The 19365-nt window shown below is 58.8% G+C and carries 16 protein-coding genes and 6 pseudogenes; 17 read left to right on the forward strand and 5 right to left on the reverse strand.

Translation table 11 applies throughout. The features are described from left to right. Both NKH05_RS28195 and NKH05_RS28200 read left to right on the forward strand, forming a co-directional pair. Nucleotides 1–207 (forward strand): annotated as a pseudogene (locus tag NKH05_RS28195) (IS110 family transposase); the annotation flags it as partial. A 382-nt stretch (nucleotides 208–589) separates the two neighbouring features. Next, nucleotides 590–1318 carry an FAD-dependent oxidoreductase gene (locus NKH05_RS28200; protein WP_353026621.1) on the forward strand — a complete coding sequence of 243 codons (729 nt, stop codon included), beginning with the start codon at nucleotides 590–592 and terminating at the stop codon, nucleotides 1316–1318. A gap of 184 nt (nucleotides 1319–1502) precedes the next feature. Here the strand turns inward: NKH05_RS28200 and istA are convergent. Continuing rightward, nucleotides 1503–2573: pseudogene (gene istA, locus NKH05_RS28205) on the reverse strand (IS21 family transposase); the annotation flags it as partial. Nucleotides 2574–3122: 549 nt separating this feature from the next. On the opposite strand from istA, the gene NKH05_RS28210 reads away from it, so the two are divergent. Then, the gene (locus NKH05_RS28210; protein WP_353026623.1) at nucleotides 3123–3710 is read left to right on the forward strand and encodes an aspartate/glutamate racemase family protein; all 588 of its coding nucleotides are present in this window, start codon (nucleotides 3123–3125) and stop codon (nucleotides 3708–3710) included. Nucleotides 3711–3822: 112 nt separating this feature from the next. On the opposite strand, the pseudogene NKH05_RS28215 reads toward NKH05_RS28210, so the two are convergent. Beyond that, nucleotides 3823–3932, reverse strand: a pseudogene (locus NKH05_RS28215) (fumarate hydratase); the annotation flags it as partial. Nucleotides 3933–3978: 46 nt separating this feature from the next. After that, a pseudogene (locus NKH05_RS28220) lies at nucleotides 3979–4059 on the reverse strand (transposase); the annotation flags it as partial. A gap of 1010 nt (nucleotides 4060–5069) precedes the next feature. On the opposite strand from NKH05_RS28220, the pseudogene NKH05_RS28225 reads away from it, so the two are divergent. After that, nucleotides 5070–5428 (forward strand): annotated as a pseudogene (locus NKH05_RS28225) (transposase); the annotation flags it as partial. A gap of 221 nt (nucleotides 5429–5649) precedes the next feature. Here the strand turns inward: NKH05_RS28225 and NKH05_RS28230 are convergent. Next, a pseudogene (locus tag NKH05_RS28230) lies at nucleotides 5650–5901 on the reverse strand (DDE-type integrase/transposase/recombinase); the annotation flags it as partial. A 253-nt stretch (nucleotides 5902–6154) separates the two neighbouring features. On the opposite strand from NKH05_RS28230, the gene NKH05_RS28235 reads away from it, so the two are divergent. The 12 genes from NKH05_RS28235 to NKH05_RS28290 all read left to right on the forward strand — a co-directional run bounded on the left by NKH05_RS28235 (nucleotide 6155) and on the right by NKH05_RS28290 (nucleotide 18694). Beyond that, nucleotides 6155–7402, forward strand: coding sequence for a methylaspartate ammonia-lyase (locus tag NKH05_RS28235; protein ID WP_353026681.1), 1248 nt, complete (start codon nucleotides 6155–6157; stop codon nucleotides 7400–7402). A gap of 19 nt (nucleotides 7403–7421) precedes the next feature. Then, the gene (locus tag NKH05_RS28240) at nucleotides 7422–8573 is read left to right on the forward strand and encodes a CaiB/BaiF CoA transferase family protein (RefSeq protein ID WP_353026682.1); all 1152 of its coding nucleotides are present in this window, start codon (nucleotides 7422–7424) and stop codon (nucleotides 8571–8573) included. 130 nt (nucleotides 8574–8703) lie between these two features. Beyond that, nucleotides 8704–9606 (forward strand): HpcH/HpaI aldolase/citrate lyase family protein, encoded by a 903-nt coding sequence (locus NKH05_RS28245; protein WP_353026626.1) that lies wholly within the window; start codon nucleotides 8704–8706, stop codon nucleotides 9604–9606. Nucleotides 9607–9737: 131 nt separating this feature from the next. Beyond that, nucleotides 9738–10664, forward strand: a complete 927-nt coding sequence (locus NKH05_RS28250; protein ID WP_353026684.1) for a LysR family transcriptional regulator — start codon at nucleotides 9738–9740, stop codon at nucleotides 10662–10664. Nucleotides 10665–10864: 200 nt separating this feature from the next. Next, a complete protein-coding gene (locus NKH05_RS28255) occupies nucleotides 10865–12298 on the forward strand; it encodes an aldehyde dehydrogenase family protein (protein ID WP_353026628.1) in 1434 nt (477 codons plus the stop codon). Nucleotides 12299–12304: 6 nt separating this feature from the next. Beyond that, the gene (locus tag NKH05_RS28260; RefSeq protein ID WP_353026630.1) at nucleotides 12305–13849 is read left to right on the forward strand and encodes a fumarate hydratase; all 1545 of its coding nucleotides are present in this window, start codon (nucleotides 12305–12307) and stop codon (nucleotides 13847–13849) included. 328 nt (nucleotides 13850–14177) lie between these two features. Continuing rightward, the gene (locus NKH05_RS28265) at nucleotides 14178–14654 is read left to right on the forward strand and encodes an Lrp/AsnC family transcriptional regulator (protein WP_353026685.1); all 477 of its coding nucleotides are present in this window, start codon (nucleotides 14178–14180) and stop codon (nucleotides 14652–14654) included. A gap of 164 nt (nucleotides 14655–14818) precedes the next feature. Further along, complete coding sequence (locus NKH05_RS28270; protein WP_353026632.1) at nucleotides 14819–16225, forward strand: aminotransferase; 1407 nt, start codon at nucleotides 14819–14821, stop codon at nucleotides 16223–16225. Between the two features lie 197 nt (nucleotides 16226–16422). Next, nucleotides 16423–17148, forward strand: a complete 726-nt coding sequence (locus NKH05_RS28275) for a LuxR family transcriptional regulator (protein ID WP_353026633.1) — start codon at nucleotides 16423–16425, stop codon at nucleotides 17146–17148. 84 nt (nucleotides 17149–17232) lie between these two features. Then, complete coding sequence (locus NKH05_RS28280) at nucleotides 17233–17865, forward strand: acyl-homoserine-lactone synthase (RefSeq protein ID WP_353026634.1); 633 nt, start codon at nucleotides 17233–17235, stop codon at nucleotides 17863–17865. A 109-nt stretch (nucleotides 17866–17974) separates the two neighbouring features. After that, entirely contained in the window at nucleotides 17975–18418 is a 444-nt protein-coding gene (locus tag NKH05_RS28285) for a transcriptional regulator domain-containing protein (RefSeq protein ID WP_353026636.1), read from the forward strand. A gap of 66 nt (nucleotides 18419–18484) precedes the next feature. After that, nucleotides 18485–18694 carry a DNA -binding domain-containing protein gene (locus NKH05_RS28290; protein ID WP_353026637.1) on the forward strand — a complete coding sequence of 70 codons (210 nt, stop codon included), beginning with the start codon at nucleotides 18485–18487 and terminating at the stop codon, nucleotides 18692–18694. 26 nt (nucleotides 18695–18720) lie between these two features. Here NKH05_RS28290 and NKH05_RS28295 read toward each other — a convergent pair whose 3' ends face one another. Next, on the reverse strand, nucleotides 18721–18993 hold the full coding sequence (locus tag NKH05_RS28295; protein ID WP_353026638.1) for a hypothetical protein: 273 nt from the start codon (nucleotides 18991–18993) through the stop codon (nucleotides 18721–18723). Nucleotides 18994–19109: 116 nt separating this feature from the next. Here NKH05_RS28295 and NKH05_RS28300 point away from each other — a divergent pair, with 116 nt between their 5' ends. Further along, nucleotides 19110–19343 carry a helix-turn-helix domain-containing protein gene (locus NKH05_RS28300; protein WP_353026640.1) on the forward strand — a complete coding sequence of 78 codons (234 nt, stop codon included), beginning with the start codon at nucleotides 19110–19112 and terminating at the stop codon, nucleotides 19341–19343. Nucleotides 19344–19365: the final 22 nt, after the last annotated feature.

Consider the following 19365-nt stretch of genomic DNA (forward strand, 5'->3'; position numbering starts at 1 on the left):
TTGCGGGGACTTCTCTATGAGGCTGCGGCGGTCATCCTGACACGCAGCTCGATCGACAGCAGCCTGCGCACGTGGGGCCTCAAGCTCCGGGAGAGGGTTGGCTTCAAACGAGCTGCCGGCGCTGTGGCGCGCAAACTGGCGGTGATAATGCATTCGATGCTCAAGACCGGTGAGTTCTTTGATCGAAATGCAGGCGCCACAGCATGAAATCTTGCGAATAGCGTTCAGGATCTGAGCGCCTGAGACGTCCCTGCCGGGACGTGAGCCGAGCCATTCCGCTGATGGGGTTGCACCGCTGTCTCAGCAAAGTGCGTCGTCCACATTGAAGGCTCGTCCGCGGAGCTCCATCATGCGGCGACTGATGTCGACCGCGAAGACAACCATGCACCCGGCAGCGTCGTCTCAACGCAATTACATGCTTGACGTCCCAGCGGCGATTAGACAACCCCATCAGACATGCGCGCGGAGCCTTGGGTCGCCGTGCCTGCGCTTGCTCGCCTGGCCGCCCGGCAAGGCGTCACGATCATCGAGAATTGCGCGGCACGTACTTTCGACATCTCCGCGGGGCGCATCAGTGGCGTCTGGACGGATGGGCCGGATTTCAAGCTCGAACGTCGTCGTCGCCAGTGGCGCGTGGACGTCGCTCTTCCTGCGCGCATGGCATCTCGATCCCGCAGTTGAGCGTCCGGGCGACCGTCGCCGCAACGGAACCGATGCCCGAAATTCACGCGGGCGCCGCCACCGACGGACACATCGCTTTCCGACGGAGGCAGGATGGCGGATATACGCTCGCATCGGAGGGCAGCCACCAACTCTATGTCGGGCCGGACGCATTTCGCCATGCGGGCAATTATGTCAGTGCCCTGATGGCGAATCCCTTCGACACAGGCTACCTGCCAGCCGCGCGGCGAGGGTACCCGGACGGCTGGTCGACCCCGTGCAAATGGGACGCGGACAAGGAAAGTCCGTTCGAACGGATGCGCATTCTCAATCCCGCTCCCGAAGCCTCTGCACTCGGCGCCATCGACCGCGGGTTCAGGGAGCTTTTCCCGCAGTTCAAGACAGTGCCGCTCAAGGCGAGTTGGCGGGCATGATCGATGCTATGTCGGATGTCGTGCCTATCGTCGATCGCGCCGCTGCGATCCCAGGTCTCGTTATCGCGACCGGGATGAGTGGCCACGGCTTCGGCATCGGACCCGGCATGGGCCGTGTGGTGGCCGACCTCGTCCAAGGAAACGAGACAGGGCACAACCTCCACAGATTCCGCCAATCCCGCTTCAGCGACGGCAGCTCGATCTGCTTGGGACCTTCCCTCTAGAGGAGATGACCTTCGCCGGTTAGCAGGCTTCGACCAGATGACCGGTCAGCGCGCCGGCCTCGACGGGCGGATCGGTTGGCGGAAACGAGATGAACCTTGTCGCATTCTCTGCCGTGGCGTGGCGTGGAAAGGCGCCGGCGGCTGGCTGATCTTCTCGCAATCGCCGGCAAGTGAACTTCTCGCTGTGCGGCACGGAACAGAAGGATTCTTCGATTTCGACATGGTAGTCGGGATGGACTTTGGCCGATTTCCATTCCGCATATTCAAACGGTGTCGCCGGCAATTGTTTGAGTTGCGAGCGCTCGACCTCATCAAACAACGCGCGCCGAGATTTGCCATAGCGGCGCATCGTTCGGCTGTTGAGGTCCTCCAGCAAGACGCTGATCCGGGCATTGAGATCAGCAAGGCTGAAGAAGCGTTCGTTTCTCAGCCGCGCCAGCACCCACCTCTCAACGATTAAAACCGAACCCTCTGCGATTGCCTTATCGCGCGGGCGCCGCGGCCGTGCCGGCAGGATTGTCGTATCGTAGTGCTCGGCGAAGGCGGCAAAGGTCGCATTTAATGTCGGCTCGAACCACAGAGCTTTGGCGACGGCGAATTTGAGATTGTCGCAGATCGTCGTTTGGTCACGCCGCCGAAGTAGCTGAAGGCCCGCTGGTTTGCCTCGATCCAATCCGGCAGCTTGTGGCTGAAGCTCGGATAAGAGAACGGCAAAAGCGACGCGCTCAGCACTGCAACGTAAATCTGCGCCGCGCGGATTTCGCCCGTCTACGGATTGATGATGGGGATCGTTTGTCCGGCATAGTCGCATTCCATTGCGAAGCCGGCCAAATGGCGGTTGCGATAGGTGGGCTTTGAGCGGCTCTCGAATTCGGCAAAACGGCAGCAAAACCAAGTGTAGCCGTAGCCGTTTGGATGGCTCTCACGGTATTCCTGCCACAGCAGGTTCAGCGTCACACCCTTGCGCTTTAGCTCGCTTGCAATCTTGGGCCAGCTCGGCTCGTCGATGTCGCGTGGCGGCCGTCCCATACGGCGGAATACGCTCTAAAACTTCGTCATCGTCCAATCCGGGTGGAAGCGGCCAAACTGCAAGTCCGGCTTCCCGGGCTCCTAGAAAATAGGTCAAAACCGATGTCTTGCTGATCTTCAGACGTTCCGAAACCGCTCGCACAGGGAGCTCCTGCTCGAACGTCAGCCGCAGTATCGATCGTATGTTCTTCACGCTCGTGTGTCTCGCTTGCTTCCGCCTTGGCATCGATGTCCTCGCTTAGAATACGAGGTCAAAATGCCAGATCGGCGCTGACGAAAATCGATCTAGAAATCTGCCGTCAGATTGTCCGCGACTTTCTGAAATGCTTGTCCGCGACTTTCTGAAATCGATGTCCCGAACTTACTGAATTCCTTGTCCCGGACTTTGTGAAACCCGCACTCAAGCATTTTACTTGAGCATGCTTAGAAGCCGCGCTGCGTGGCTGATCTTACCTTTCCGATTATCTCAAAACCAGATGCTCTCGATGCATAAATTATATTTGACGGCCGCGAGATTGTGAATGAAGTCTTATGCGATCGAAGAACGGCGCGCCGCTGATCGCGAAAAATGAGTATAAGGCGGCGTGCGCAACAGCGGCGTGCGCAACAGTAGAATTGGTAATCCATGCAAGATCACTCACACCAGCAGGATACTGCGGGCACAATCGGAATCCTCTGCCTTTGGAACGGCCACATAGACTTTCCTCGGCCCCAAACATTAGATGGGCGGCCCGTCATCTATGAGTATGTCCCTGGCGCCTGGTATCAGGCGGTCTTGGACGACGAGCCGGGACTTTATAGAGCCTACGCCGACGCAGCGCGTCGCCTCGTTGATCGCGGTGCCATCGCGATCAGCTCGGCCTGTGGCTATACCGTCCGATATCAGGAGGCAGTCGCTGCGGCGGTGAAGGTGCCCGTGGCCGCGGGGAGCCTCCTCTTAGCCCCAACGGTGATCCGGCACCTGCCCCCCGAGGCTAAACTCGGCGTCGTGGTCGCTAACGAGAAGTACGTCGGGACCGATCTCTTAGGGACCATTCGCGATCCTGAGGAACGCGCGAGAGTCGCAGTCGACGGTATCTCAGCCAGCATCCTTGTGGAGAGCGAACTGAAGCGTCCAACAGGAATGGCGCCCATCCCTGACTCTGACACCGAGCGTCATCTCACGGACGCCGTGCAGCGACTTCTCGCAGCTCAACCGCACATCGGCGCATTCATCTTTGAATGCACAGAGTTCCCAAAATTCGCACCGAAGCTGCGCCGCTTGACGGGATTGCCTATTTACGACCATATTACAAGTCGCGGGATTATGCTCGAGGCGATGACCTGTCAGCGTGATCCGACTACTGTCACAGCTGACCAATAAGGCCCTGTCCAATGCTGCTTTCTGCATCGTAGCGTCTCCGTGACCGACGGATCCGGTAACGGTGATGGTCGCCACCCGGCCCGTCGACTTCCGCACCGGTGCGGAAGGCCCACATACCGATCTTGGCAAAGATCACCACAAGCCAGTGTCCTGACAGATCGGTCGTCGACCGAACGCTGCCATTCGCGAGTTCACGAGGATTTGCGCCATTGCATTTTTTGCCATTATGTTCAACCCGCCCCTTGTAACCATTGGCTCAATGCCGCATAGGCTGATGCCGCAACCACAGCCAGGCCAGCTGGATTAAAGTCGTGCGCAGTCTGGGATTGCCTGCTTTCGACCGTCCTTGCGTCGTCGACAGTGATCTAGCAAGCCCTGCTGCAGGTTCTACAGGAGCAGTGGGACCCCACGTTCTCCGAGCACAGTTACGGCTTCCGCCCGGGACGCTTTGCTTATCAAGCGGTAGCCCAAGCGCAATGCTACATTGCCAAGGATACAGCTACGTCGTTGACATTGACCTGGAAAAATTTTTCGACCGGGTTAATCACGACGGCCTGATGGCGTACGTCGCCGCAAGAGTGTCCGATAGGCGTGTGCTCAAACTCATCCTAGCATTCCTCAATGCGGGGGTGATGTAGGACGGCTTGGTCCGTCCGATGGACGAGGAACCCCGCAAGGTGGTCCGTTCTCGCCCGGCGGGGTCTCCGCTTTTGCCGCTACGCGGACGACTGTGTGCCACGAACGCATCGACAGCAATGGAGGTGCGGAACTGCACGAGAGATGAGGGTAGGTCCCTCGGAGCCGGCCGTCAGGGGCAGGCTCCAAACCACCGCAAGCTGCGAGGGTAAAGAGCCGTGGTAGTGAGCGTTGCGGAAAGGCGGGACTTGATCCTGTCAGGTAAGGCTCAGTGAGACGAGCCAAAGCGAACCGCTGATGAAATGTCGAAAGCGTATGGATGATGTCGAAACCGGGGGGAAGTCGTTATCCCGGGATCAGTTTGGGGAACGGCCTGATTGCTGCCCAGACGGCATCCGGCATAAAGGCGGCGTGACTCTGGGGGCAGGCTCTTGTGTGGAACGTGGGAACCTGTCGCCCGCTGCGGGAGAAATCCAAGTAGGCGGCCCCTACGAGGGTGAGAGTACCGATGCGGGGCACAGGCCGGAGCAACCCGTAGTAGTGACGAAGGCGCCGTAACGGGGCTGGAGCGAAGGGGTTGCGTTGTCCAGCTCTGGACGGAGGTCAACCGGCAACGGGAGGAACCTCATGGATTGAGCGAAGCCATATGACATTCCGAAACGGGAGGTGTGGGAAGCCTCCAAAAGAGTTAGAGCCAACGAAGGTGCGGCTGGCGTGGACGGCCAAACGATTGCGGACTGCGGACTGGATCTCTCGACACAGCAGTCAGGCCAATATCGAGGCCAGACCCGCCTTTCCAAATTCGGCAACGCTCGGCTGCGCCGCACCCTGTGGATCGCCGGACAAGTCGCCATCCGCCAGCGGGAGAACGGCTTCCGTCATAAGTTCGAACGCTACATCGCGAGGGATCGCGACAATTCCGATCTGCGCCGCAAGGCAATGAGCGCTATTACCGCCAAGATGGCGCGTGTCGTGCACGCCGTCGTCAAAGGTGGTTCCGACCACCCGCCCTTCGTTGAGGGGGCGGGTGCCAGGTGGAAGAACCTCCGTCAGCTAGGGCCGTGAGGGCATCGCTTCGATGACCCTGTAGATAATGTTCGGGTCTTCCGCCTGGATCAGAAGCTCGTGTTGAGGACGGTGAGGGCCGCCTTCGTGCGTACCCTTTGTTTGCTATGGACGAGACCTTTTCCCTTGCCGGTGGAAGCCGCCTGGTTCGATGACTTGACCAACGTCACACAGCAAGAGCATGCTGACGAACAGAGAGACCTTGACTGCAGGCTCCATTTCCTTCCGCGCTTAGGACGTTGTCGGTGAGCACGGTGTGGATTTTGCAGGAGACGGCTTCGACCAATTCGTCGAGGAAAGCCCTGGCAGTGACTGTGGTCGCCTTCTGCATCAGCCGAGCGAAAGCGAACTTCGAGGTCCGGTCCACTGCCACGAATAGGTAGAGCTTGCCCTCCTCGGTTCGGACCTCGGCGATATCGATGTGGAAATAGCCGATTGGATAGCGCTTGAAGGGCTGTTTGGCTGGCTTGTCCCCAGCTACCTCGGGCAGGTAATGAACCAAGGCAGGTGGCGAAATGATTGGCGGCTTTGACGTGAAGCGGGCGCGTTTAGTGATGCGAAGATCAGGTCGACCGTCATCGCAACCCCACTAACCCAGCAAACCCCGCAGGCGTCCATCTGAAAAAACGATGGCGGGGTCCGGGACATTATATTGGCGAACTCTAGCTTAGATGGCGCATGCTTCGGGACAGCCGACTACATCCACCGTCAACGCATTCCCGTTAGAAATCGAGCGAACTGAAGTGCAGATCAAAGACGTGCTCCTCGCGCCTGGCAGCGGTGCATTTTTCTATGACGACCAGGCTGCTATCAGGGCAGGCGCCTCGCAGGACGGCTTAATCTATCTCGGCGAACCCCTAACGCCCGGTTTCACCTCTATCCGCGTACCGGCGTCTTCGCTCAGTATCGGACTTGTCCTTATCGACGACACCGTCGTTTGGGGCGACATGATGAGTGTTCAATATTCTGGAGCCGGGGGACGCGATCCGCTGTTTGACATCAAACAAATCGCGGATCTGGCGGCACGGGTCATGGTACCGCGGCTTCTCGATGCCGATGCGTCTCGCTACCTTGATGCCTGCGCGAAGGCTTTCGAGCCATTCGAAAACGAGCGGCTACCCCTCGCGCTTGAGTACGGAGTCAGCCAAGCGTTGCTTCGAGCCGCGGCCTGCCTCCAACGTGCCACCATGGCAGAGGTCGTATGCGCCGAATTTGACTTACCGTTGCCGACGCGCAGGGTCCCGATTTATTGCCAAAGCGGCGATGCTCGGGAAATAAATGTCGATAAGATGATTCTGAGGTCGGTGGATATTCTTCCCCACGGCCTGATCAACTCACGCCAGAAATTCGGCGTCGACGGTCTGACCTTCATGGAATTCGTGAAGTGGGTTGCAACGCGTACGCGCGAAATCGGCCGCCCAGGGTATCATCCGGTGCTGCATTTCGATTTGTATGGCTGGATCGGCCAGGAAATCGGCCTGGAGCCGCAACGCATCGCTGACTTTATCTGCAGGGTTGCCGAGAGTGTTCCGGGTTTCACGCTCAATGTCGAGTCGCCAGCGGACTTTGGTTCCACACGAGCTCAAATTGAGAATTACGCCAAAATCGTATCGATTTTGGATAATCGGGGTTCCAGCGCACGTATCGTCGTGGATGAGAGATGCAATACGCTTGAGGATATTCGGCTATTCGCCGAAGCCAAGGCCGCGCATCTGGTTCAGATCAAAACGCCCGACGTCGGCTCGATCGCCGATACAGCGCGGGCCGTTCTCCTCTGCAAGGAAAACAAGATCGGAGCGTATGTCGGGGGGAGCTGTACTGAGACGGATCTCTCCGCCCATGCTTCAGTCCACATTTCGGTAGCGACCCAGGCCGACATGATGCTTGCAAAGCCCGGAATGGGAGTCGACGAGGCATTCTCCATCGTCGGGAACGAACAGAACCGGTTGCTCGCAATCCTGAACCGTCGAGCAACTAAAAATGTTGGGTGAAAAGGGCGGTGTGTCAGCAATGCAGAATAGCCTTGAGGGGATCATCGTCGTTGCGGTGGAGCAGGCCGTGGCCGCGCCTTATGCATCGTCTCGCCTTGCGGATGCCGGCGCCCGAGTGATCAAGATTGAACGGCCGGAAGGGGACTTTGCCCGAAGCTACGACAAGTTGGTTCGGGGGCAGAGCGCTTACTTCGTCTGGCTCAACCGGGGCAAGGAGTCAGTGTGTCTAGACTTGAGGTTGGAGGCGGACCGTGAGGTCCTCGACACGCTCATTGCCGATGCTGACGTCTTTATCCAGAATCTCAAGCCGGGCAGTATCGAAAAATTGGGTTTCGGGTCGGCTGATCTGCGTCGCCGACACCCGCGGCTGATCACCTGCGACATCTCCGGTTTCGGGGAGAAAGGGCCCTATGCCCACTTGAAGGCTTATGATCTCATCGTCCAGGCCGAAACAGGTCTATGCGCTATCACGGGCAACCAAGGAGGGCCAGCGCGTGTAGGGGTCTCGGTTTGCGACATCTCGGCGGGCATGACAGCGCATAGCGCCATTCTTCAGGCGCTTTATCATCGCGAGGTCACCGGCGTAGGAACCAGCATCAAGGTGTCATTGTTCGATGCCATCGCCGACTGGATGAATGTTCCGGTTCTGCAAAACGACTATAGTGACTATCGTACGGCACGGGCCGGCGTGAAACACCCATCGCTGGCACCGTATGGCGCCTATCGCTGTGCTGACGGCAAAGAGGTCATCTTTTCGGTTCAAAATGACCGCGAATGGGTAAATTTCTGCGAGAAATTCCTGAAGCAGCCGGAGCTCACACGCGCCGCTGGTTTTGCTGATAATATGGAGCGCCTCGCTCACCGTGCGCAACTTGATGAGATCATTGAAAGGCGCTTTTGTGAACTGTCCTGCCGTGAAGCGATGCGGGAGCTCGAGGCCGCCGGCTTAGCTTACGGCCGACTAAACGAGGTGGCGGATGTTTCAAACCATCCGCACGTCCGGCGGGTTGAGGTTGGCACACCTGAAGGAGTTGTAGACACGATAGCGCCGGCGGCGATCTTCAACTCTGAGCACCCCTCGCTGCGACCAGTTCCGGCTCTTGGCGCTCATACCGAGGCTGTTCGCGAGGAGGTTCGGGGGCTTTTGCGCGAACGAGCTGCGTCGGCGTGAGCGCGCCTCTCGATAAGGTGAGTGCGCTCGCGATTCCAAGTGCCTCTGTACCTCGCATCATCTCAGCGCGCCGGCCGCCCAGAAAGCTCACTGCCACCGCCCTCATTGAAATCGACCGAGAGGCAGCTCCATGATCAACGACACCGTTCCGGCCATTGAAAGCCCGATGTCTGTACCCCGCTGGCGATCCCTGCTCTTCGTTCCCGCTCACGTTCCGCGCTTTGTGGAGGCGGCTCATGAGCGCGGGGCAGATGGCATTATACTGGACCTCGAAGACTCGGTTCCCCAGGATCAGAAGGGCGAGGCACGGCGGGAGCTTGCTGAATGCGTGGCAAAGGTAGGCCGGAAGGGCGCATCTGTTTTGGTCCGCGTGAATCGTGGTTTGCGCGCTTTGGCGGCCGATCTCGATGCAGCCGTGATGGCGGGTGTTCAGGCACTTGTTCTTCCCAAAACCAAATCGGCAGAGTGGGTGTCAGAGATCGCGAATGCGGTTTTGGAACTTGAACGAGAAAGAAATCTTCCGCTGGGGCGCATCCGGTTCCTTGCCCAGATCGAGACGCCGGGCGCCTTGCAAAGACTCGCCGCCATTGCGTCGGCGCATCCCAGGATGGTCGCGATGGCACTTGGTCCTGAGGATTTCAGTGCTGCTGTTGGCGGCGCCCCGGAATTCGACCTTCTTTTGACGCCGAACCTTTCCGTTCTGTTTGCCGCCCGTGCGGCCGGGCTGCTTCCGCTAGGCTTCATAGGAAGCATCGGCGAGTTTTCGGACACTCATAAACTTCGTGAAGCCGCGGCGCATGCGCGGCGCCTTGGCTTTGCCGGAGCTTTGGCGATCCATCCGACACAGGTGGCCATATTCAATGAGGCTTTCTCGCCCAGCGCACAGGAACTCGAGTGGGCCCGTTGTGTCGTCGCGGCGGAGAACGATGCCGCCACGCGTGGACTCTCTGCGTTCTCATTGAATGGTAAGATGATAGATCCGCCAGTGGTTCGGCGCGCCCACGAGATACTGGCTCTCGCCAACAATAACTGACCTGCCTTTAATCAGTAGCCGGACAGGCGCTGGTTTTCGATTCATGGACCGACAGTTTTTTACTTGTCGACCATCTCGTTTCGAGATAGATATGAAGCACTGGGGATCATCCCCGGTTGGATTTGTTCATCGTGGACATCAGGCAGTTAAGATACTTTGTCGGCGTAGTCGAGGCAGGCAGCTTCACGAGGGCAGCTGCGATCCTGCACATTGCTCAAAGTGCTCTAAGCCTGCATGTGCGTCAACTGGAGGAAAGTTTCGGCACCCAGCTGCTGGTACGCGACAGGACCGGCGTTAGTGTCACGGCCTCCGGTGCAAAATTGCTTGAGCGCGGTCGGAGCATCCTTAAGGAAATTCAACTCACTGAGACGGAACTGACCAACACGGTGGCTGCTCCTTCCGGAGAGGTGACCATCGGCATTCCGTCCGGAGCCGCTCGCGTCCTTAGCGGTCCCCTGCTTGAATCGGTAAGAAGCGAATTGCCGAGGATCTCGCTTAAGATGATCGAGGGCATGACGGGACCTCTGGAGGAGTGGATGGCTGCTGGCCGCTTCAATCTGGCGGTCCTGTACCGCACTGCCGAGAGCGTGGGGCAAATGACGGTGCTGGCCCGCGAAGAGTTTTGCCTGGTGGTGCCGCCGGGTGAACCGCCTTTCGAAAATTCGATACCGCTCGCCGACCTGCATGCGTTTCCGCTGGCGGTTCCGATGCGCAATAACAATGTCAGGCGTTCAGTGGCTGATGTCGTTGCGCAGCACGGTTGTGTGCTCGATGTCAGATTCGAAGTCGACTCCCTTTCTACGATCATCAATATGATCATGGAGGGAAAGGCGTATTCTATCCTTACCCCGTCGGCCATTCAGAAAGAAGCCGCTCAAGGGCAGGTCCGAACGGTGAAAATCATTGATCCCGTAATTACCCGATCCGTTGTCCTTGCCGTCAACCCGAAAGATGAGCGCACTCCAGCTGTGTCTGCTGTCCGCAAACTGATCCCCAAAATCACCAGTACATTAATCGAGAGCGAGCAGTGGCCGGCCATGGCTCCGGTCCGAGCTTAGGCACATCCTTCAAACCAAGTTCCAGGTGCTATTGCTCCTCCGCGACTGCCTGAGCCGTATCAATCTGTATTCGAGATGGTGTTGGTCGATATTCCATATTTGACCGGGCGTGACGATCGCGATGAGACTGCAGATGTGAGCCGATGGTCGGAGAGATCGGCTGGTCTCGCACTGGCAGAAGTACTCAAGCGGAGCATGGGATGTCCAACGCCACGAGCTATCAGCTTTTCATCAATGGCAGATGGCGAGCCGGTGGTAGCGGAGCCACTCTGCCGGTAATCAATCCGGCGACGGAGATGGCATTTGCCTCGGTGGCCTCGGCGACGATACCGGATCTGGATGAGGCCCTCGCTTCGGCAGAGCGCAGCCGCAAGGCTTGGTCCTCGTGGCCTGCAAAAGATCGTGGCGAGATTCTCGTAGCAGCCGCCAAAATTCTGGCAGCGAAGCTTGAAGCGGCAGCCAGGGACCTATCGGCCGAACAAGGAAAAACCATTGCCGAAGCAACAGGCGAGTACGCGCGCGCTGTCGAAACGCTGGAGTGGAACGGCACTCACGCCGAAGAGCTGTCGGCCCCTATTCCGATGGGCCCGAACCGGATGATCGTCCCCGAGCCCCTTGGCGTCGTTGCTGCCTTTACGCCTTGGAACTATCCCGCCGTTCTCATCGCCCGCAAGCTCGCCCCTGCTTTGGCGGCCGGCTGCCCGGTGATCCTCAAAGGGGCTGAAGAGACACCAAGCGCGGCTGTCCATTTTGTCGAAGCCTTGCGCCAAGCGGGCATCCCGAACGGCGTGATCAATCTCGTCTTTGGCGTGCCTGTCCAAATATCCCGGCATCTCCTCAGCTCGCTGATCGTGAAGGTCCTAACTTTCACGGGCTCTACCGAGGTTGGAAAACAGCTCGCCAAGCTTGCCGCGAATAACTTGCAGCGGTGCATTCTTGAACTCGGTGGGCACTCCCCGGTCGTTGTATGCGAGGATGCCGACCTGGCAAACGCCGTACCGGCAATTGCGGAATACAAGTTCGAGTGCGCGGGCCAGAGCTGCAATGCGCCTAGCAGGATCCTCGTCGCGCGGGCCCTCTATGAGGAATTCCTATCCCGGATGACGGAAGCCGCCCGCAAGATCAAGATCGGCCCACCGGACGACCCGGCGACAGAGATGGGCCCAATGGCAAACGCGCGACGAATCGAAGCCATGCAGCGTCTGGTCAAGGATGCGGTCGATCACGGCGCCCGCATCGAAACCGGGGGCACCCGCCTCGACCAGCCCGGTTTTTACTGGCCACCAACCATCCTGACAAGGGTGCCAAAGGATGCGAGAATGCTTCATGACGAGCCGTTCGGGCCGATCCTCACCGTAGCGCCATTCGACACGATCGAGGAGGCGATCGAAGAGGCCAACGCCACCGAGTATGGCTTGGCCGCCTACTTCTTCACCGGCGCCGCCGATGCGAAGCGGGCGCTGATCGGCGGTCTTTCGGCAGGCGCTCTGAGTGTAAATTACCTGAAAGGCGTTTCCGCAGATGCGCCATATGGGGGCGTCAAACAGAGCGGCTATGGATACGAAGGCGGCGAGCAAGGTTTTCGGAGCTTCCAAAGCCTGAAACTGGTCAACGGGTTCGAGTCATTGGGATGAGATTTCGTGAGTAGGACAAGATCGACCGTTGCCGGGGAGGATATCACAAAGAGCGTCGCAGACGCCCTTCAGTACATCTCGTATTACCATCCTCCCGACTATATCCGGTACCTTTCGCAGGCGTACACTCGCGAACAGAGCCCGGCGGCGAAGAACGCCATCGGGCAAATTCTGCTGAACTCCCGCATGGCGGCCTTCGGACGGCGTCCGATCTGCCAGGACACCGGTCTCGTAGTTGTCTTTGCCAAGGTCGGCATGGACGCGCGAATCAAATCAACTGCCAGTTTCGCTGACCTGGTGAATGAGGGCGTCCATCGGGCATATCTCGACCCGGACAACCCGCTCCGGGCATCTATCGTTGCCGATCCACTCGCCGCGCGAGTTAACACCCGTGACAACACGCCGGCGGTCGTTCACATCGACCTCGTGCTCGGCAACCAGGTGGAGATCACGATCGCCGCAAAAGGCGGCGGGTCGGAAAACAAGGCGCGTTTCACCACCCTGAACCCCAGCGCGTCCGTTGCCGACTGGGTGGTCGACACCGTTTCCACCCTTGGCAGCGGATGGTGCCCACCCGGCCTGATCTCGGTCGGCATCGGGGGTAGCGCTGAAAAGGCGATGCTGCTTGCCAAGGAGGCCATGAACGAGCCGATTGACATGTCGGAACTGCTTTCCAGGGGGGCTTCAAACGCGGAGGAGGAACTGCGGATCGAGCTTTATGAGCGAATTAACGCGCTCGGCATTGGCGCCCAGGGCCTTGGTGGTCTGACGACAGTGGTTGACGTCAAAGTTGCGACCCATCCTACACATGTGGCGTCCAAGCCTGTGGCACTTATCCCGCAATGCGCCGCTAACCGGCACTTGAAGTTTACCTTGGATGGCACAGGACCGGTACAGCTCCAACCGCCCGATCTTTCCGAATGGCCCCAGATCGGTCATGAGGACTTGCATGCAACCGGCGTCCGTCGGGTCAATCTCGATGCGCTCACGAAGGAACAGACGGCATCGTGGCGCTGCGGGGAAACCCTTCTTTTGTCCGGAAAGATGTTGACGGGCCGTGACGCCGCCCACCAGCGAATGGTCGACCTGATCGATGCCGGCAAGCCGCTCCCGGTCGATCTGCGGGGACGCGTGATCTACTACGTCGGACCAGTCCGCGCGGTGAGGGATGAGGTCGTCGGACCGGCTGGCCCAACAACCGCCAGCCGGATGGACGCTTTTGCTGAAAAGATCCTCGCCGAGACCGGGCTCTTGGCGATGCTGGGTAAGGCGGAGAGGGGACCGGCGGCCATAGTGTCGATTGTCAGACACAAGACACCCTATCTCACCGCGGTGGGTGGCGCTGCGTACCTGATTTCAAAATCGATCAAGGCGGCGCGGATCGTTGCCTTTGAAGATCTGGGCATGGAAGCGATCTATGAATTCGAGGTGCAGGACATGCCGGTCATCATGGCTGTCGATGTTGAGGGAAACTCCATTCACAATTCCGGGCCCCTTGAGTGGCGTAAGCGCATGGCGGCCGACGGCATCGCCCGCGCCATCGGCGTTTGAGTCTTCCGGCTGGGCTATCGGGCCAGGCTCAATGTCGCGACATCGGGCCGGGCCGGACTCTGGGCCTTAGCGGCAACACGGGCGGCATTTGCGAGGTCGCCGCCGAAAGGCGACTATACCTCTCCAGCTGCATCACCTCCGTTAGTCGACGGGGAATAGCCAATGCTTCTACAGCCTTTCCATGGTTCAAACCCTCTGGCGCATTGCGGGCCGAGAATGGGCCGTCCACTACATTCGATCACTTGAATCAATGATAGAATTGGTTGGCACTGATTGCGCTGTCGACCGCGGCTTGGGAGCAAAGGTCATGAAGTCGAAGCCCGACCCTATGCGACTAGACGCTTGGGACGTCCGGATTCTCTCAGTGATTCAGTCAGACGGTCGGATTTCGAAAAGCGAGCTCGCAAAACGTGTTCACCTTTCGGCTTCGGCCTGTTCGGAGCGGCTTCGTATGCTTCAAGCCGCAGGGATCATTGAGGGGTTCTACGCGCGATTAAGTCCAGCCCTCGTAGGGGGTATTGTTTTTGTGATGGTGGAGGTGGTTCTTGATCGTCACCGTCTCGAGGACCAACGACATTTCGAGGCTGCGATCAAAGACCTGCCGGAAATCCTCGACTGCTGGGCTATAGGAGGGCGCATCGATTATCTGATGCGCGTTTCAACTCCTTCTATGGCTGCGTATCAGGATTTCATGGAGGGACTGCTGCAGGCAGGCTTGGGTATCGATCAATACTACAGCCTTGTCGTGACAAAACCAGTGAAATCCAATTCACCGATCCCCTTGTCCGCACTACGACAACGGTAAACTCCCGCAGCCTTGGTTTCCACGGCGATTGATGCCGATTCCGCGAATTCGTCGGCCAAAGACGTAAATTTCCGTGAAATTCAAGAGGTGTTTGCCGGTATGTTGATCGCTAAAGAGGCGGCTGGCCGAGTGTTCTCCGCCGCCTGGTCGCGAGAAGAGGGACGATGCGCTTGAGCAATCTGGGAACCGAACAACTCCGGGAGAAGGATCGAAGCTTCGTCTTTCATCCGTCCACGCATTTGGCCAAGCACAGTCGCGGCGAAACGCCAAACCGGATTATGGCCGGCGCAGAAGGCGTCTACATCTGGGATACGGAAGGCCGAAAGAGCCTTGACGGTTTCGGCGGGCTTTATTGCGTCAATATGGGGTATGGCTGCTCCGATATAGCCGACGCCATTGCCAGGCAAGCACATGAACTGCCGTTCGCGCATGTCTATGCCAGCCAAGGCACGGCGCCGGTTGCCCTCTTGGCGGAGGCGGTCGTCGAATACTTCGGCCAGAACATGCGAAGGGTCTATTTCGGCCTTTCCGGTTCCGATGCCAACGAAACCATTATCAAGCTGGTCTGGTACTACAATAACTTTCTCGGCCGCCCTGAAAAGAAGAAGATCATCTCGCGCAATCGCGGATATCACGGGTCCGGGCTGGTCACCGGAAGCCTGACAGGGCTTCCCTTTTTTCACGATTTCTTCGACCTGCCTTTGAATTTGGTGCGCCATACGACGACGCCCCACCATTACCGCCAGGCGCATGATGGCGAAAGCGAGGAAGCGTTCTCCAGGCGCTGTGCCAACGAACTTGAAGCTCTCATCCTCGCTGAAGGCGCGGAGACGGTTGCAGCCTTTATCGGAGAGCCGGTACTTGGGACCGGGGGCATCGTTCCACCCCCAAAGGGATACTGGACCGCAATTCAAGGGGTGCTTGATAAGTACGATATCCTTCTTATCGCCGATGAAGTGGTCTGCGGCTTCGCGCGAACCGGTGAGAAATTCGGTTCCCACCTCTATGGCATGCGTCCGGATTTCGTAACCATCGCCAAGGGCTTGAGTTCCGCGTACCTCCCCATCTCCGGGTCAATTGTCGGCGACCGCGTCTGGTCAGTCTTGGAACAAGGAACGGAGAAGCACGGCCCGCTCGGCCATGGCTGGACATATTCTGGTCACACGCTTTGCGCGGCGGCCGCGCTTGCCAATATTAAATTGCTAAAGGAAAGAAACATCTTGGAACATGTTCGGGATGTCGGACCGTACTGGCATGCCCGCATGAAAGCCGAACTGGAGGGACATCCCATCGTTGGCGAGGTTCGCGGCGTCGGCATTCTATCCGCCGTGGAGTTGATGCGGGATCCTAAAGCGCGAGTACCATTTGAACCCGGACTTCAGGTCGGCCAGCGCGCCGCCGCTGCTCTGTTTGAGAATGGTGTCATCGGCCGGGCTATGCCGCATGGCGATATTCTCGGCTATGCCCCACCTCTGATCATTACCCGAAAAGAGATCGACATCATCGTCGATGCGACTGCGAAATCAGTCGATACGACCTATCGCGGGCTAAAGGCCGAAGGCGCAGTATAATTGCTGGCGCCCACCAGCATTCTTTTGCCGCGGCTGCCCGGTCCTCCCATTTGATCGCGGCCTTTGAGCGGCGAGCCCTGCCGGTGCACCTCCCCGCCGGCAGGGCGCATTTTTGAGGCGTCGCAAGTCCACCTGGGCTTGCTGCCACCTGCAAGCAAGTTGCCGAAGACCCAAGGAAGGTGCTGACAAGGACAGATATGCAACCTGTCTTCGAAAGATTTCTGGAACGGCTTTGGGACAGCGTCGATGAGGTTGATTTCCGCAGCGCTCTCGCCGATGTGGCCTCACAATTCGACCTGCTCGCCTTCGCCTACCTCTCGCTGCCGCTGCGCTCTAGGGACAAGCCCACGCTGATCTCGAACTATCCGGCGCCCTGGACAGCGCGCTATCTTCAGCACCAGTATCAGAGTGTCGATCCCGTCATAGTGCGCGCCCGCTGCGGCGGATACCCATTTCGATGGGGCTCCGCACTACTGGGGGTTGAGCCATCAGAAGCCGAGCAGAGGGTCTTTGACGAAGCGGCGCAGTTCGGCATTTGCTGTGGTTTGACGATCCCGATTATCGATCACCGCGGCCATTTTGCGGCGATGACCTTTGCCGCTGACGAGCGCGATCCTGCATTTTTCCGCGTCGCGGAACGCTATGAAGACGATCTCCCATACGTTGCGACCTGTTTTCACATGTTCGCTCGACGAAAACTGTCCGCTGACCGGATCGTCGATGGTGTGCCTTTGACGGCGCGCGAATACGAGTGCGCGCAATGGGCAGTACGTGGCAAGACGGCCTGGGAGATGGGCTGCATCCTTGGGATCACACAGCGCACGGCCGAGTTTCATCTCGATAACGCCCGCAGGAAGCTCGGTGTCAGGACCAGAAGCCAGTTGGTTGCGCTTCTCACCATTTCGAAATCCTCGTATCGCTGATATTCTACCTGTGCAACTGCACAGGCAGCGCAAGCGCAAAGATTCGCCTCCAATGCCGGGGAATTTTCCACGCGGAGGCTCTTGATGATCCAGCTGATTGCACCAGACCGTTACGAGGAATTTGCCGACGACCTACATGCTATGCATCGCCTGCGCTACCGCGTCTTCAAGGAGAGACTCGACTGGGAGGTGAGAGGAGGTGGCGGCTACGAGATCGATTCCTTTGACGCGTTGAGACCTCACTACCTGTTGCGGCGCGGTTTCGAGGGTTCTGTCGATGGTTGCGTGCGCCTTCTGCCCTCCACAGGGCCGACAATGCTTCGCGACACCTTTCCCGTACTGTTGGACGGAAAGACGCGGCCTGAGCTGCCGAGCATATGGGAAAGTAGCCGCTTCGCGCTCGACATTCCCTCGTCCGCACCAAAGGGAGCGGGCGGCATTGCGATCGCAACCTATGAACTTTTCGCCGGCATGATCGAGTTAGGCCTCTCGCGCCAGCTCAGCCATATCATAACCGTGACCGACTTGCGCATGGAGCGCATCCTTCGTCGCGCCGGCTGGCCGCTTGAACGAATCGGAGAGCCGCAAACCATTGGCTTCACCCGCGCCCTGGCAGGCTATCTCGAAGTCTCGCCGCCGATGCTCCATGTGGTGCGGCAAAACGGCGGCATTGGCGGTCCGGTGCTGTGGACGCCGGTTCTTGGCCAGGTGGCATGAGATCACGCGATGAAGGCGGGCAGGGGAGCACGGTCATGCCATATCCGTCACGCCAGTTGACGATCAGGACTGGCAGGAACTGCTCCTATGACTGCACCGCTCATTTGAGTTGCGTGGCTGGGCCTGGGAATTCTTGCGTCGCAACCCGGCATTCCAGAGTGACCTGCTCGCTACGCTCCAGCAGGCCCATACACTGTCTCGCGGAGCCCTTATCGACGTAAACGCTTCGGCCGGCGATCTCTCGCGCTGGGGTGTTTTGGCTGAGTCCTACAGTCGCGGTGCGGTCGTGTTCTGGTGTCCGCGTCGGTGCGCCCGTGTATTGCCTGTCGTTGCGCAACAGCTGTCCGCATCGCCAACCGCATCGCCGTTCGACCTGACGGCATTGTCATGTCGTGCGACAGTCCTGCTGAGGCCCGACGAGAGCCAGCACGTCCTTTTTCCCAATGGGGCCCATAGACTCCAGCTCGCAGTTTCGGGTGCGGATAGCCTGCGGCCCGTTTGCCTGCGTGCTGAGGCGATTTGGCCCGCAACACATTTAAAGCAGCGCTTGTGAGCTCGAATGCCTTAATATTCTTTGTGCTCAGGGCGAATTGCCCGCCCGCTTGTTTCCGCCCGAAAGATGCGGCGCCCGAATGACCTTTGTTCTCGCGCGCTTGACGGATCGCTCGCCGGAGCCTCACATCGCGAAATCGCTGAGGCGCTGATCGGTCAACGGCTCGTCCACTCCGACTGGAACGATCCTCGCGATCACCTGCACGATCGCATGCGGCGCGCCGTTTCTCGTGGCCGCGCACTGATGAATGGCGGGTACCTGGACTTCCTCGTCTGAAAAGGCGTGGCAATCCGCGCTGTATTTCAGCCGCCGAACAGGTGCTTGCTGCCGGTCGTCACTATCCAATTCGCGCGATCTATATGGCTGCGAACAGCCTTGCGGGCGCGGACCGGTTCAAGGATCGGGTCGATGCCGAGAATGCGATCGGCCATTTCCTCTACGCTGGCATTGTAGGCGCAGGCGTCAAGGATGCGCAGGTAAACGCTGCGATGCTGCCTGTCGTAGCTCGTGATGCTGTCCGACCAGGGAACTTCGTCGCACAGAGTCGAGCATCGAGTCTTCCTTGAACCATTCATGCCTGCTGCCAACCTCGCCTGTTGAGTGCTGGATCCAACGCAGCATATCCCAAAATGGGATAATCCGAAACCGGGATTAGTCGCTGAGCCGGTCTTTACCTGACCGGTTCGCCCGCATGCCCAAATCCCTTCGATCGCCCCGCCACCGGCGGTTTCTGGCCCAGCTGGTTTCGCTGCGCAAGGCCAAAGGCCTGACCCAGGCGCAGGTGGCTGAGAAGCTTGGTCGTGCGCAATCCTTCGTGGCCAAGTACGAAGGCGGAGAGCGGCGTCTCGATGTCATCGAGTTTCTCGAGGTAACCCTGGCTCTTGACGCTGACCCCTGTGAGATTCTGTCGAGCCTCCGGTCCTAGCGGGCGCCCGCGCGCCTAACGG

Source organism: Mesorhizobium sp. M1399 (assembly GCF_040317735.1).
Taxonomy (GTDB): domain Bacteria; phylum Pseudomonadota; class Alphaproteobacteria; order Rhizobiales; family Rhizobiaceae; genus Mesorhizobium.